Source organism: Xanthomonas sp. A1809 (assembly GCF_017746015.1).
Classification (GTDB): domain Bacteria; phylum Pseudomonadota; class Gammaproteobacteria; order Xanthomonadales; family Xanthomonadaceae; genus Xanthomonas; species Xanthomonas euvesicatoria.
Genome location: NZ_JAGHWZ010000016.1, coordinates 51215 through 66321, shown reverse-complemented (window position 1 = coordinate 66321; position 15107 = coordinate 51215). Strand labels below are relative to the sequence as shown.

Below are 15107 nucleotides of genomic sequence, written 5' to 3'. Positions count from 1 at the left end.
GTCATGCAACGCGATGGGCCGGGCGAACACCCCGGCCCATTGCGTTTGTGATGTCGGCAGCGTGTTGCGCGCGTGGTTGCGATGACGCTCGCGGACGCAGTGAATGGCTGCGTTGGGCGTCTCGAAGGTTGCACGTCACGACCGCAGTACGTCGAATGTGGTGTTGAGCCTGATGGCAGTGGGTGACGCACGGTGTGCGGCGCGCCGTCGATCGGCATCTCCCGCGCAGCGCTGTTGCACGGTGCCGTGCGGCCTTGCGTCCCAGCGCGGCGACCTGGCCGCCGACACGGCGGCCAACAACGCCTCACGCGCGCATCCGGCACAATGCGCCACGCATGCACGCCACTTCCGCGCCCGATTTCCGTCTTTATCCATCCAATGCGCTGGATACCCTGGCCGCCTTGCTCGCGCAGGAGTTGCGCCGGCCGATGCCGGGGCAGCCGTTGCTGCAGCCGGAGGTGGTGCTGATTCCGCAGGTGGCGATGCGGCGCTGGTTGCAGTCCACGCTTGCGGCCGAGCACGGTGTTGCGGCGAATCTGGAATTTCTCACGCCCGGCGAATTCGTCGCGCGCGCGCTGGAGCGCAACCTCGGCGCGGCCGACGACGATCTGGACATGGCCACCACGCAGTGGCGGTTGTATGCGGCCCTGCAGTCGGACCTGGGCAGCGACGCGGCCCTGGCCCCGCTGGCCGGATACCTGTCCGATGGCGATGCGCTCAAGCCGTGGGCGCTGGCCGGCGAGCTGGCCAGCGTGTTCGAGAAATACCAGGCATGGCGCCGCGACTGGTTGCTGCGCTGGGAAGCAGGCGCCGACCCGGACGACCCGCAGGCACGGTTGTGGCGCAGCATCGCCACCGGCCGGCAATACCGCGCCCGGCGCATCGGCCAGTATCTGGATCGCCATGCGCGTGCCGACGGCCCGTTGCCGCAAGGCCTGCCGCCGCGCGTGTTCGCATTCGCCATCTTGAACATCTCGCCGGACGTCCTGCGCGTGCTGGCCACGCAGGCGCGCGTGGGCACGCTGCACTTCTATCTGCCCACGCCGACGCAAGGCTACTGGGGCGACCTGCAGACCTTGTGGCAACGCCGGCGCGAAGACGGCGCCGTGCAACTGTTCGCCGAGCAGGTACAGGAAAACCCGTTGCTGCAGGCCTGGGGCGCAGCCGGGCGCGATTTCATGGCGTTGGTGGGCGATTACGAAGTGGTGCACCCGCTGGCCGAAATCGCCGCCTACGCCGACCCGCTCGATTCCGGCCGCCGCACGCTGGCCGATGGCGGGTTGGGCGACAGCCTGTTGCGGCGCATGCAGAGCGATCTGTTCCATCGCCGCGCGCCTGCGGCGCACGCGGTATTGCCGGCGGTGAATCTGCACGACCCCAGCCTGCAGGTGCATGCCTGCCACACGCGGCTGCGCGAGTTGCAGGTGTTGCACGACCAACTGCGTGCGCTGCTCGACGATGCACGCTTCGACCCGCCCCTGCAGCCGCGCGAGATCGCGGTGCTGTCGCCCAATATCGACCCGTACGTGCCGTATCTGGATGCGGTGTTCGGCAGCCATGGCAACGACGACGCGCTGCCCTATGCGCTGGCCGATGCCAGCCCGTTGGCGAGCGAGCCGCTGGCCGAGGTGTTCCTCACCTTGCTCGGTTTGCCGATCGCGCGTTTCGGGCTGCATGAAATTCTCGACCTGCTGGCCAGCGCGCCGATCGCCGAAGCGGCCGGGCTGGACGAAGCCGGGCTGGAACGCCTGCGCAGCTGGCTGCACGCGGCCGGCGCGCGTTGGGGCCTGGACGCAGCGCACCGGCGGCAGCACCAGGCACCGGGCGACGATGCCTACACCTGGCGTTTCGCGCTGGACCGGCTGCTGCTCGGCCATGCCAGCGGCGCCGACGAGGACATCGATGGGGTGGCGCCGTGGCCGCAGCTGGAAGGCAGCGCGCTGGCCGCACTGGACACCTTGTTGCGGTTGTTGCGCGTGCTCGAACGGCATCAAGCCGCGCTGGCCGAGGCGATGACCCCGGTCGAGTGGCGCGAGCGGTTGCTGGGCCTGCTCGAGGCATTGATTCCGACCATGCCGACTGCGCCGCGCGCGCAACGCGCGCTGGATCGCTTGCGCGCCTTGATCGACCAATTCGCCCGCGACGCGATACGCGCCGAGTACGCCGGCAAGGTGCCTGCCGAGGTAGTGCGTGCGCATTTTGCGGCGGTGCTGGGCGAATCGGATACGCGCGCGCCGCTGCTTACCGGCGGCATCAGTTTCGGGCGCATGGTGCCGATGCGCTTGCTGCCGTTCCGCGTGATCTGCCTGCTCGGCATGAACGATGGCGACTTCCCGCGGCGCGACCCGGCCGCCGGGCTCAATCGCCTCACCGCGGAACTGGGCACCGAGCGTCGCCGGCACGGCGACCGCTCCACGCGCGAGGACGACCGCTTTTTGTTCCTGCAGTTGTTCGCTTCCGCGCAGGACGTGTTTTATCTGAGCTATCTCGGCGCCGATGCGCGCGATGGCAGCGTGCGCGAGCCGTCGGTGCTGGTCAGCGAATTACTGGCAAGCGCTGCGCAGTACCACGCCGCCAGCAACGCGCTCGACACGCTGGTGGTGCGACACCCGTTGCAACCCTTCGCCGCTGCCGCGTTCGGCGCGCTGGGCGACGAGAGCGATGCCGGAGCCGACCCGCGCCGTTTCAGTTATCGCCGGCAGTGGCGGCCGGCGGTGGACAGCCTGGTCGGCCAGCGGCAGCCGCTGGCGCCGTGGGTGGCCGGTGCATTGCCGGCCGAAGGGATCGCCTTGCCGGCCAGCATGTCCATCGACGCGCTGCGCCGCCTGTTGACCGACCCGGCCGGGCAGTTCCTGCGTCATCGATTGGGCATGCGCCTGCCCGATCCGGCCGGAGAGGACGCCGATCTGGAACCGTTGCTCGCCCCCACGCGTGGGCTGGATCAATACGGGTTGCAGCAGCAGATATTCGACGCTGCGTTGGCCGGCGACACCGAGCACCTGTACGCGCGTCTGCGTGCCCGCGCGCTGCTGCCATCCGGCCCGCTGGGGCGGCGCCAGCTCGACGAGCGCGTGGCGCAATTGCGCCCGTATGCCGATGCGTTCCGGCAGTGGCGTGGCGAATCCCCGGCCCAGTCGCGCCGGCTGCAGGTGCAGATTGACGAGATCGAACTGCACGGTCGTGTGCCGGGCTGGTACGCAAGCGGCGTGGGGCGCGTGCAGGTCGGCGCGCTCAGCGGCCGCAGCGCCATTCGCCACGGCCTGGAATGGCTGCTGCTGCGCGCCGCCGGTGAGCACGCGCCGTACGTGCGTTTCTTCGAACACGACGACGGCCTGGGCCCGCATCCCATCGACGCGCAGCCGCTGTCGCAGACACAGGCGCGCACCGCGTTGGCCGAGCTGCTGCAGCTGTATCGCCAGGGCTTGCAGATGCCGCTGGCGTTCGCGCCTTACAGCAGCTGGAAATATCACCAGGCCGCGCGCGGCGGCGACCTGGACAAGGCCATCAAGGAGGCGGCCGGGCAGTGGCAATCGGGTTTCGGCTGGAGCGAATCGCACAGCCCGGAACTGCGCCTGGTCACCCGCGGCCGCGACCCGTTTGCCGACGCGCAACGCTTCGCCGAGTTCGCCGCCACCAGCCATCGGGTGTATGCATTGCTCGAACAGGGAAACACCGGCGCGCCGCTCGAGACCGAGCGCGTGATCGACAGCTGGCGACACTGGCACGGCGCGCAGGAGGATGTCGAATGAGCGTCAGCCCCGTCACCGACCCGTACCTGCAGTTGCCGCTGCACGGCGTGCGCCTGATCGAGGCCAGCGCCGGCACCGGCAAGACCTTTACGCTGGCCACGTTGTTCACCCGGCTGGTGGTCGAGCGTGGCTTGCGCATCGGCCAGATCCTTGCGGTGACCTTCACCGAAGCGGCCACGCAGGAGCTGCGCCGCCGCATTCGCGAACGCCTGGTGCTGGCCGCAAGCCTGGTTCCCGAGGCGCCATCGCCTCTCGCAGGAGCGGCTTCGGCCGCGACCGAGTCGTCCGCAATCCAGTCGCCCGACGCCCCATCGGCTTCTGCAGGAGTGGCCCTGGGCGCGACCGACCTCGCCGATGCCCCGTCGCAGCCAGGGCCGCTCCTCCATGAAGCGCCCGACGTGTTACTCACCCGCGCCATCCTCGCCACCCATCTGGGCGGCGGCAGCGAAACGCCCGTCGCCTTGCGTCGCCGCCTGCAGCAGGCGGTGGAAGAAATCGATCTGGCCGCGGTGTTCACCATCCACGGCTTTTGCGCGCGCGTGCTGCGCGAACACGCACTGGAAAGCGGCCAGGCGTTCGCCGCGCCGGAACTGCTCGCCAACGATCGCCAATTGCTTGGCGAAGTGGCGGCCGATCTGTGGCGGCAGCGCGCCGCCGATGCGGTGATGGCCGAAGATCTCATCGCCCTGTGGTCGGGCGGCCCCGAGGCCTTGGCCAGCGATCTGCGCGCGCTGGTGCGGCACCCGACGCTGTTGCCGGCAGTCGCCACAATCACCGACGATGCACCTGCCTTGCTGCAGGCCGCGCACGCGGCAGCCAACGCACTGGCCGCCGCATTCCAGACGCACGGCACCGCATTCTTCGACGCCATCATGGCGGCCATCGAGGGCGGCATCCTGAGCAAGGTCAGCTACAAACCCGAGTGGCTGGCATCGCTGTGGCACTGGTTCGAAACCTTCGCCGCTGCGCCTGCGCTCAACACCGCGCCGCATGCCAAGTTGCTCAAGTTGACCGCGGCGGAACTGGCTGCCGGCACCAACAAGAAGTTCGTCGATCGCACGCCGTCTTCGCCGATGAGCCACCAGATCGATGGCTATCTCACTGCGCTGGCGCGCGTGGAAGAATGGCGCAGCCGTCGCCGTATCGCATTGCTGCACGCGCTGCGCGACGATGCCATCGCACGGCTGGCGCTGCTCAAGCGGCAACGCCGCGTGCAGACCTACGACGACCTGGTCGATGGGGTGGCGCACGCATTGCAAGGCGCGCAGGCCGACGCCTTGGTCAAACGCCTGCGCACGCAATACGCCATCGCGTTGGTGGACGAATTCCAGGACACCGACGACCGCCAGTGGTCGATCTTTTCCAACGTGTTCGGCGAAGGCCCGCTCGCACGAGCAGCAGGGCTGGAACCGGCGCTGTTTCTGATCGGCGACCCCAAGCAGGCCATCTACGGCTTCCGTGGCGGCGATGTGCGCACCTATCTGGCCGCGGCCGTCACCGCCGAACTGGCGCCGCCGCTGAGCCACAACTTCCGCTCGCGCCCCGGCGTGCTGGCGGCCATCGACGCGCTGTACGCACAGGCCGGCTACGCCGATGCCTTCCTCACCGACGGTATCGCCTTCCACCCGGTGCGGGCCGGGACCAAGCGCGTGGATGAAGACCTGCAACGCGATGGCGTCACTGCGCCGGCACTGACGCTGTGGCGCGCGCCGGAACCGCCGCCGCCTGCGAAAGGCAAGCCCAAGCCCTGGAGCGCCGGCCGCGCACGCGAGCTGGCCACCGCCGCCTGCGTCGCAGCGATCCGCGGCTGGTTGGCCGGCGGCCGCGACGGCACGGCCACGGTGTGCGGCCGGCCGGTGCAGGCCGGCGATATCGCCGTGCTGGTGCGCAGCCACGGCGAGGCCACGCGTCTCCAGCAGGCGCTCGGCGCGGTGGGCATTCCGGCGGTGGCCGCCGGCAAGCAAAGTCTGTTCGCCACCGAACAGGCGCTGGAAGTGCTTGCCTTGCTGCAGGCCTTGCTCGATCCGGGCGACGACAGCCGCCTGCGCGCCGCCTTGGCCACGGTGTTGATCGGCGAAGACGCCATCGCCATCGCCGCACTTGAACGCGACGGCGAGCGTCACCGCCACTGGCAGCAACAGGCGCTGGACTGGCGGGAACGCTGGCAGCGCGGCGGCCCGCTCGCCCTGATCGGCGAACTCGGCGCCACCCACGGGCAACGCCTGCTTGCCCTGGTTGATGGCGAACGCCGCCTCACCAACTATCTGCAACTGGCCGAACTGCTGCAGGAAGCCGACGCGCGCGCACTCGGCCCGCATGGCCTGGTCGACTGGCTGTCGCGGCGCATCGCCAATGCCGACGACAACGACGAAGCCCAGCAGTTGCGGCTGGAATCGGACGCGCGCCGCGTGCAGATCGTCACCCTGCACAAGAGCAAGGGCCTGGAATATCCGCTGGTGTTCCTGCCGTATATCGGCATCGGCCGCAGCGACAAGGGCGCCGGCCGTCATTGCGTGGTGCATGCGCCGGACGTGGGCCGCCAGTTGCACTGGAAGACAGAGCGCGACGACCCGAGCTGGAGCGCCGCCGAAGCCGCCTGGAAACAGGAACAACGTGCCGAAGACGCGCGCCTGCTGTATGTCGGCCTGACCCGCGCCGAGCACGCGCTGTGGATCGCCAGCGGCCCGTTCCATCAGCACGAACGCACTGCGTTGTCGGCCATGCTGCGTGCGCTCGATGCGCTGCAGGGCGCGGCAGGCGAGGGCACCGTGGTGGTGGACACCAGCACGCCGCCGGCCCACTTGCCGCGGCTGCCGGCCCCGATCGAGGCGCAGGTGCCGCCCGCGCGCAGCGCGCAACGGCACATCGCCCCGGAATGGTGGGTGTATAGCTTCACCCAACTGGCCAACGCCGATGCCGGCGCGGCCACCGACCCGATGGCCAGCGCCACCGTCGTCGGCAGCGGCGGCAGCGATGAACCGTCCGGCAGCGAGGCGGTTGCCGTGGCCGTTGCCAGCGACGCCGAACCGTTCGATCCGCGCTTTGCCGGCAACCGCTTCGGCGTGGTGATGCACGATGTGTTCGAACGTTGCGACTTCGCCGCCTGGCAGGCCTGGCGGCCGGGCCACCCCGCCCCCGACGGCCAGGCCGCACCCATCCTCCAGGCCCTGCAACGCGGCGGCTACGCCCAGGACGACCTCGACGACGGCCTGCGCATGCTCACCGCGCTGATCGGCCACACGCTCACCGTGGCCTTGCCCGAAGGCACCCGCCTGGCCGACGTGCCCGAACCGCAGCGCCGCAACGAAATGGAATTCCATTTCGCCATGCGGCCCACCCGCGTCGATGCGTTGCTGGCCCTGCTGCATCGGTTCGGCGTGGTCGGCGACCGCCAGGCCTTCGGCGCGCGCCAGCGCCTGGAAGGCCTGATGACCGGCCTGATCGACCTCACCTACAGCGTGGACGGGCGCTGGTATGTGCTGGACTACAAATCCAACCGCCTGCCCAGCTACGATGCCGACGCCCTGGCGCGGGCCATGGCGCACAGCGAGTACGAACTGCAGGCGCTGATCTACACCGTGGCGCTGCACCGCTGGTTGCGCTTTCGCCTGGGCGAGGCCTACGACTACGCCCGCGACTTCGGCGGCGTGCGCTATCTGTTCTGTCGCGGCCTGGATGCCGGGCGCCCTGCGGAGGCTGCCGGGTCGGAAGCCGTTGCCGAAACCCCTGGCCATTCCATCGCGGGCCAGCGCATGTCCGCAACCGCGCGCGATTCCACGGGCGACAGACCTGATTCCGCTCCGAACGCCGGCGCCACCACCACCGGCGATGCGCGCGCGCCGCTTGGCGATCCGGCACCGGGCATCCACGCCTGGCGCTTCGAACCGGCGCTGGTGCTGGCCGTGGACGCCTTGTTCGCCGGCAAGCCCGCAGATGCGCTGTCCAATGACGCGCCAGCGCAAGGGTCCCGCAACGGCCTCGAGCCCTTCTCCCCCCGGGAGAGGGGTTGGGGCGAGGGTACGTCCGCAGCAGGGACCCCCACACCATGAAGCAGCGCACCACGCCACTGGCATGGCCGACCCGCACCGCGTCCAAGCCTCTCCGTGATCGCGCCGAGCAGGCACCACCTGCGAGCCACGGGCGCCAATGCCGCTGCGCGCCCGCAAAGCAAGCCAGCGCCGCGCATGCCAGCACAGGTGCGCGGAGCATGACGGGGCGCGAGCGCGCGTGCGCCAAGGGAATGCCGACGCCATGACCCATCCAAACCTGCTCGCCGCCCTCAACCAGAGCGGCGCCCTGCGCACCTTGGATCTGGCCTTCGCGCAAAGCCTGCAACGCCTGGAGCCGGACACCGGCCCACAGGTGCTGGCCGGCGCCGCGCTCGCCTCGCTGGCGGTCACCAGCGGCCACGCCGGCCTGGACCCCGCCCGCGCCGCCATGTTGCTGGACGCGCGCGACGGCCCGCCGCCCACCTTCCCGGACCCCGCCGACTGGCAACGCAGCCTGGCCGCCTCGCGCTGGGTCGACCAACCGCAGCCCGACGCCCCGGCCGCCGCCGATTGCCCGCTCGTCCTCGAACGCGGCCTGCTCTACCTGCGCCGCTACCGCGAGTACGAACGCCGCCTGGCCCTGGGCCTGCAACGCATCGCCGCGCAACCGCTGCCGCTGGTCGACGCCGCCACGCTGGCGCCGCTGTTCGCGCAGTTGTTCCCGAACGCGATCCCAACCCCTCGTACCGCGGAGCCAACCCCGCTCCCCCCGGGAGAGGGTGCCCGACGGGCGGGTGAGGGTACGGGCCTGCCCGCGCCAATCCACTACCAAGAGGGAACAAACCCCCCCACGCCATCCCACCCCCCGGACCGCCAGGCCCAGGCCGCCGCACTCGCGCTACGCCGCGCGTTACTGCTGGTCACCGGCGGCCCGGGCACCGGCAAGACCACCACCATCGCCCGCCTGCTGTTGCTGCGCATCGCCCAGGCACGGGCATCCAGCACGCCGGCCCCACGCATCGCCCTGGCCGCGCCCACCGGCCGCGCCGCCGAGCGCATGGCCGAAAGCCTGCGCGCCGCCATCGCGCGTGCCATCGCCGACGGCATCCAGCTCCCGGCCGCCGGCTCGCTCCCCGCACCATCGGCAAGCGCCGGCCTCATCACGTCCACGCATCCGACCAACGCCGCCGCGTCCGCGTCGCCGTCCACCGGCGCCGGATTGGAACTGCAGACGCATGCCGCCTCAGAGCAGGGCGCGCCGCCCAGCTGGGAAGCGCTGCTGCCCAGCAGCGCCAGTACCCTGCATCGTCTGCTCGGCGTCATCCCGGATTCCCCGCACTTCCACCACAACGCCGACAACCCGCTGCCGTTCGACCTGATCGTCGTCGACGAAGCCTCCATGGTCGACCTGCCGCTGATGTGCAAACTGGTCGACGCCGTCGCCGATGGCACCCAGCTGATCCTGCTTGGCGATGCCGACCAGCTGCCTTCGGTGGAAGCCGGCGACGTGCTGGCCGCCATCCTGCAGGCCGCCGGCCCGGGCGATGCCCTGCAGCCCGAAGACGCCCAGGCACTGCAATCGCTGCTCGGCAGCGCGCCCGTCGAGTGTCCGCCTGCGGTCACCTCCGCCACCCGCAGCGGCGGCCTGGACGGCCACCGCGTGCACCTGCTGCGCGGCTATCGCCAGGCGCAGGATTTCGCACTGGCGCCACTGGCCGACGCCATCCGCGCCGGCGATGCCGACACCGCCCTGGCCCTGCTGCGCAGCGGCGAACTGCCCGGCGTGCACTTCCACGAAGACGGCGAAGATCCGCTGGCACTCGGCCGCGACGCGCTGCTCGCGCACTGGCGTGCGCTGGCCAACGCCCAGGACCCCGCCGCCGCCCTGCGCGATGCCGGCCGCCTGCGCCTGCTCACCGCGGTGCGTGCCGGCCCGCAAGGCGCACGCGGCCTCAACGCCCGCATCGAACAACTGCTCGCCGACACCGGCTCCGGCGCCCGCCGTCTGGGCGGCGCCTCGCCCTGGTTCCAGGGCCGCCTGCTGCTGATCACCGAAAACAGCTATCGCCACGGTCTGTTCAATGGCGATGTCGGTATCTGCCTGCGCAGCGACGCGGGCCCTTCCCCCGGGCAGGGCGACGCGAGTGCCGTGACCGCGCGCGGCCACGCGGCACCGTCGTCAAGGCCGGGCCACGCTGGCGACAGCGCACGCCATGACGCCCCCGCCACCGACCGCCCTGCCCAAGGCCCCTTGGTCGCCTGGTTCGAAGGCGACGGCGACGGCCAGGTGCGCGGCTTCCATCCCGCCGCACTGCCCGCGCACGAAAGCGCCTTCGCTATGACCGTGCACAAGGCCCAGGGCAGCGAATTCGACGAGGTCTGGCTGCAACTGCCCACCCGCGACGCCCGCGTACTCAGCCGCGAACTGCTCTACACCGGCATCACCCGCGCCCGCCGCGCCCTGCACCTGGCCGGCAGCGAAGCGGTCATGCGCGCCGCGCTGGCACGCCACGCCGCGCGGATCTCGGGCTTGGCGTGGCGGTTGGGTGCAAAAGACGACAAGCCACCGCCGGTTCCAGCACCCACTCCAGCGCCACTTCCACAACCACCGCCTAGTGCACCTGTGCAAGGTGCGCTGTTCTGATCAATCCAGTCGGTGCCGGCGCTGTCCCGCAATGGCCGACTGCACATTGGTCACATGATCAGGCGCTTTACCGACAAGGAAGCCGAAAAGATCTGGGCTGGGTGAGCGTTCCCGCCGGTTGCCTGCCGACATCCAATTGGTCGCGCGCCGCACGTTGCGCATGCTCAATGCCGCCGCGCATCTCGACAATCTGCGGATTCCGCCCGCCAACCGGCTGGAAGCGTCGAAGGGCGAGCGGCCCGGCCAGTACAGCATCCGGATCAACGATCAATGGCGCATCTGCTTCCGATGGATGGAAGGCGATGTGGTCCAGGTCGAAATCGTCGATTACCACTGAGCAGGAGGCATCTGTCGATGACGGTCCTACCCAATATCCACCCTGGCGAAATTCTGCTTGAGGAGTTTCTCGAGCCTCTGGGCATCAGTCAGAACGCACTGGCACGCGCCACCGGCGTCCCGCCGCGCCGTATCAACGAAATCGTGCTGGGCAAGCGCGGCATCACTGCCGACACTGCCGTGCGTCTGGCCGCCGCGTTGGGAACCTCCGAGCGCGTCTGGCTTGGCCTGCAGGCCGACGACGAACTGGAGCAGGCGCATCGCGCGCTGGGCGACTTGCCGGCGCGGATCAAGCGGCTGGCGGCATGATCCGGGCGGCTTCCAGCACATGCTGCTAAGTCGGCATAGCGCATGCGCTGCTCGCCAACACCGGCGTCGGGTTGGGCTGATGCGGCGGCGTGCCGGCCGGTGACGCTTCGTCGCCGCACACAGGAATTCACCACGCCGCCCTGGCGCTGCGCTGGAGGTGGGTAACGTTGCGAGCCTGGCCGTCCGCTGGATCGCGCCGCACGCCATTGCCGCGGCCCACGGTCGCACGCGTGAGCGCGAACACGCGACAGTTTCGTGCAGCCTTGCGCATGCATGAGCGAGAGCACCGATTCTGTCGTGTTGCCGACGGGGCTGCCAGCACCGCCGTTCACTGCCAGAGGTCCTCCCATGCAGCCCACCGCAATCCGTTCCACCGTCGGCTTGCCCGGCGCAGACATGACGGCTGACCTACGCGATCCTGCACCCGTCGCCGTGCCCGCACATTCCGCCGCAGACGCGGCCGCGCCGCCGCCGGGCGCCTTGCAGACCATCGTTGGCCGTCCTCCCCGCCCGGACGGACCACGGCACCGCCGCACGCAGAGCTTGCCCGCGCGATTGACGCCCGCCCAACGCAGCATGCTGGCCGAGCTCGGTGTGGCCGACACGTCCGTGCTGACGCCCACCGAGGCGGCCGTGCTGCGGGAGTTGCGTCTGCACCGGCCGCCGTTGCCGCTCGACACGCTGCTGTTCACCGACCCGAACAAGGACCCCGACGATGTCGTGACCTACACCATCGCCAAGCAGCTGCAGGCCGAAGGCTTTTTGCGTCTGACCGACGTCGTCGTCACCCTGGGCGATGCCGACATGCGATCGCAACGCGCGCAGCTGGCCAAAGGTGTCTTCGATCGCCTGGCATTGCCGGAGGTTCGCGTCGCGCGCGGTCAGGACTATCCCATGACGTCCACGCAGGCCCGGGAGCATTCCAAGTTCCTCGCCGAGGGAGCCGCGCTGCGTGCGGCGCCGGACGCGGTGCACACCGATGGCGTCCGCGCGATGCGCGAGCGCCTGGCGACCTCGCCCCACAAGCTCGGCATGGTGGTCATCGCCGGAATGACCGACGCCAGCGCCTTGCTTGCGGAGGCGGGCGATCTGGTGCGGGAAAAGGTCGCGTCCATCACCATCATGGGGGGCATCGACCCGGCCAGGGACGCCGATGGTCTCGTGCAACCGGACACGCGCGCCTACAACAACGCCACCGACATCCACGCCGCCCGTGCGCTCTACCGCCGCGCGCAGCAACTCGGCATTCCGCTGCGCATCCTGAGCAAGGAAGCTGCCTACAGGGCCGCCGTACCGCCGGCGTTCTACGAAGGCATCGCGCGCAATGGCCACCCCGTGGGCGAGTATCTGCGCGATGTGCAGAAAAACGCCTTGAAAGGCCTGTGGGAAGGCATCCAGGCCAACCTGATCCCCGGCCTGGATACGGCGTGGTTCTTCCGTACGTTCGTCACAGCACAACCGCAGGATCCAGCGGCAGCGGATCAGCAAGGCGCCCTGAGCTTCGACGCCATCTGGCCGCAGGTGACCAAGCTCAATCTCTACGATCCGCTGACCCTGCTGGCAGCGCTGCCCGGCGCCGCGCGCCTGCTGTTCCAGCCAACCCCCATGCACCGCGAGGGAGCCAGCCCGGTGGAGCACGTGGGCCACGCCGAGGTTGTGCGTCCGGAAAAAGCCAGGCTGTTGCTGTCGGCGCTGGCCAAGGCCGCGCTCGCCCAGCAGGACGAGGGGCAACGCGGGCGCTGAGCGCTCGGCAGCTTTCGCGGAGTGGCGCCGTCGGGCGTCATCCGCGAAGCGCGAGGTTGGGCTTCCCCTCCAGTTCGTCCGCCTGCCAACAGGCCGGGCGGCTTACTTGCCCCTCTTTTCCTGCTTGGCCGCGCGCTTTTCTTTCAGCGTCTTGGTCGGCTCTTTCTTCTGGTTCTTCTTCTGGTCCATCCCCTTGCTCATGACACCCTCGTGGTTGCTGGATTGAACGGTCGGGCAGCGCCGGACCCGGCGTGCCAGCGCACTGTAAGGCTTGTGCGCCATGGAAGGGCAGAGGGTCTGGCGCAGGGGAAGACGCGACAACCGGTGGCGGCAGCCGGCGCCCATCGCCTCAGCGTGGCGCAAGCAGCTTGGCCAAGGTGTCGGGCCGCCCGGCCAGCCGCTCCAGCCGTGGGTAGCGCAGTGGTCCGGTGTACTGGATCTGCACGTCTGCACGCTGCTCGTCCTGTGCGATGCCCAACACGATGGGGCGGCGAATGGAGTCGCGCACCGCATCGCGCAACGCGTCCTGCTCGAACGGCGATCTATTGACGGTCAACACGCGCGTGCCCGGCCGCAGCCCGGCCGCGAACGCGGGGCCGTTCCAGGCCACCGTGCGCACCATGCCGTCGGCGCGTACCGTCAATCCGATCGAGTAGGTGAGATCGGCAACGCCAGCTTCCGCTTCGCTGGCACGCAACGCGGCCGTCGGCGTGTCGGTGTAGACCAGCGCCCAACCGTGTTGGGCCAGTCCGCGCGTGGTGTCCAGTTCGTCGTGGGCATCGATCCACCCGCGCAGGAAACCTGCCCAGTTCGCTGGCGCCACGGCATGCAACGTGGCGCAGATGTCCTCGAACGTATAGGTCCGCGTGGGCGCGTGCGGCGTGGCGCCGGCGAAAAAGCGCTGCGCGAAATCGTCGATGCTGCGCTTGCCGCCGCTGCGCGTGCGCAGTTCGGCATCCACGGCCAGCCACAGCATCACGCCTTCGGAGTAGTAATCGCGCCGGCGCTGCCAGTCGCGCCACGCCACCGGCTGGCGCAACATGAAAGCCGGGTAGTGCACGTCGTCGGATAAGGAGCGCCATGCCCGCCCGGGCCGCGTTGCGATCTCCGCCGCTTCCAGCGCCAGGCGGTCGCGCACCTCATCGGGCGTGAACTGGCCGGCCCGTGTCGCCAGCACGCGGCCCCAGAACTCGGTCTGTCCCTCGTACATCCACAACAGGCTTCCGGAGACCGGCACGTTCGGCGTCGGTGCCCATAAATCGGCAGGCGTCCGGTAAAAGCCGTTCCAGGCATGCACGATTTCGTGCGCAATCAGGTCGCGCGAGAGGATCTGGCCCGGCCAGTCCTGGAAATGCGACGAGGCCAAACCGTTCTCGCTGGACGCACGATGCTCGGTGCCGCCAGCCGACCCCTCATCGCTCAGCCGCGCCAGGATGGCGTAGCGTGCAAACGGTGGCGGACCGAATACCACGCCCAGCTGCGCAAGCAGCGAACGTAGTTCGGCCACACGTGCGGGCGGCACCTGCAGGTCGGCGGGCCGCTGCGCCACGATATCCAGCGACACCGCCCCGCTCAGCGGCAGCTGCGCGGCGTATCGGCCGGCGAGCACCGGCGCATCCAGCAGCGTTTCCAGCGATGTCGTCTTGAAGGCGTAGTGCGTGCCGCGCACGCGCTCCACGTCCAAGGCACTGAACGGTCGCAGCCCGTCGGGCAGCGTCAACATGGCGGCCACGGGAATGTTCCGCGCATACCAACCGGCCGGATACAGCACCAACCGCTGCCAGGGCACAGACACGATGTCGCGTGTCAGCAACTCGCCGCCGGCCACCATCTGGAACCGCACATCGAGCTGCTGCACGCCGGCCGGCACCTGCACGTGGAAGGCATGCGGCTCATAGGCATCGCGCCGCCATGCCAGGCGGCGGCCCGCTGCACTGACCTCCAGGCCGGCAAGATCGGTCACCGTCAGGCTCGGCCCGTGGCTGGCGGCCTCCCAACGTGGATACAGCAGCGTTATTGCGCCGCCCGCGTCTACCGGTATCTGCTGGCGCACAGCGAAGATGCGGCGCGCTACGTCGGTGGCATCCACGTCCACGCGCATCACCCCGGCAAAGGCATGGTCTGCCGGCGGCGCAACCGTCGGCGTCGGGGCAACGTACGTCGGGCCGTGACTGGATTGCGCGAACCCCTGGCCTGCCAACAATGCGAGCACCACCGCCAAGACCGACGCATGCGCAAAGCGGAAATGGGGAATGTGTCTTGAATGGATGCGCATTGCACGGCCTCGAACAAGGCCGTGATCGTATACGCCTGCAACACCACGCAGCCATCTCGAAA

7 protein-coding genes and 1 pseudogene are annotated in these 15107 nt (G+C 69.7%); 6 read left to right on the top strand and 2 right to left on the bottom strand.

The features are described 5' to 3' along the window. Window positions 1-335 precede the first annotated feature (335 nt). The 6 genes and pseudogenes from recC to xopQ all read left to right on the top strand — a co-directional run bounded on the left by recC (window position 336) and on the right by xopQ (window position 12770). Window positions 336-3749, top strand: coding sequence for an exodeoxyribonuclease V subunit gamma (gene recC, locus J7396_RS18955; protein ID WP_209261910.1), 3414 nt, complete (start codon window positions 336-338; stop codon window positions 3747-3749). Continuing rightward, window positions 3746-7798 (top strand): exodeoxyribonuclease V subunit beta, encoded by a 4053-nt coding sequence (gene recB / locus J7396_RS18950; protein WP_209261909.1) that lies wholly within the window; start codon window positions 3746-3748, stop codon window positions 7796-7798. Before recC ends, recB begins: the two co-directional genes overlap by 4 nt. Window positions 7799-8000: 202 nt before the next feature. Continuing rightward, entirely contained in the window at window positions 8001-10382 is a 2382-nt protein-coding gene (locus J7396_RS18945; RefSeq protein WP_209261908.1) for an AAA family ATPase, read from the top strand. 54 nt (window positions 10383-10436) lie between these two features. Next, window positions 10437-10719: pseudogene (locus tag J7396_RS18940) on the top strand (type II toxin-antitoxin system RelE/ParE family toxin). 17 nt (window positions 10720-10736) lie between these two features. Further along, the gene (locus J7396_RS18935) at window positions 10737-11027 is read left to right on the top strand and encodes a HigA family addiction module antitoxin (protein WP_008571772.1); all 291 of its coding nucleotides are present in this window, start codon (window positions 10737-10739) and stop codon (window positions 11025-11027) included. Window positions 11028-11375: 348 nt separating this feature from the next. Further along, window positions 11376-12770, top strand: coding sequence for a type III secretion system effector XopQ (gene xopQ, locus J7396_RS18930; protein ID WP_008571771.1), 1395 nt, complete (start codon window positions 11376-11378; stop codon window positions 12768-12770). 102 nt (window positions 12771-12872) lie between these two features. Here the strand turns inward: xopQ and J7396_RS18925 are convergent, their stop codons facing one another. Continuing rightward, window positions 12873-13052 carry a hypothetical protein gene (locus J7396_RS18925; protein WP_003482327.1) on the bottom strand — a complete coding sequence of 60 codons (180 nt, stop codon included), beginning with the start codon at window positions 13050-13052 and terminating at the stop codon, window positions 12873-12875. Between the two features lie 67 nt (window positions 13053-13119). After that, window positions 13120-15045 (bottom strand): M61 family metallopeptidase, encoded by a 1926-nt coding sequence (locus J7396_RS18920; protein ID WP_209261907.1) that lies wholly within the window; start codon window positions 15043-15045, stop codon window positions 13120-13122. Window positions 15046-15107: the final 62 nt, after the last annotated feature.

Bases quoted from the DNA above. Each gene is read 5' to 3' on its own strand.
- recC (WP_209261910.1), top strand. From the start codon at position 336: ATGCACGCCACTTCCGCGCCCGATTTCCGTCTTTATCCATCCAATGCG.
- recB (WP_209261909.1), top strand. From the start codon at position 3,746: ATGAGCGTCAGCCCCGTCACCGACCCGTACCTGCAGTTGCCGCTGCAC.
- J7396_RS18945 (WP_209261908.1), top strand. From the start codon at position 8,001: ATGACCCATCCAAACCTGCTCGCCGCCCTCAACCAGAGCGGCGCCCTG.
- J7396_RS18935 (WP_008571772.1), top strand. From the start codon at position 10,737: ATGACGGTCCTACCCAATATCCACCCTGGCGAAATTCTGCTTGAGGAG.
- xopQ (WP_008571771.1), top strand. From the start codon at position 11,376: ATGCAGCCCACCGCAATCCGTTCCACCGTCGGCTTGCCCGGCGCAGAC.
- J7396_RS18925 (WP_003482327.1), bottom strand. From the start codon at position 13,052: ATGGCGCACAAGCCTTACAGTGCGCTGGCACGCCGGGTCCGGCGCTGC.
- J7396_RS18920 (WP_209261907.1), bottom strand. From the start codon at position 15,045: ATGCGCATCCATTCAAGACACATTCCCCATTTCCGCTTTGCGCATGCG.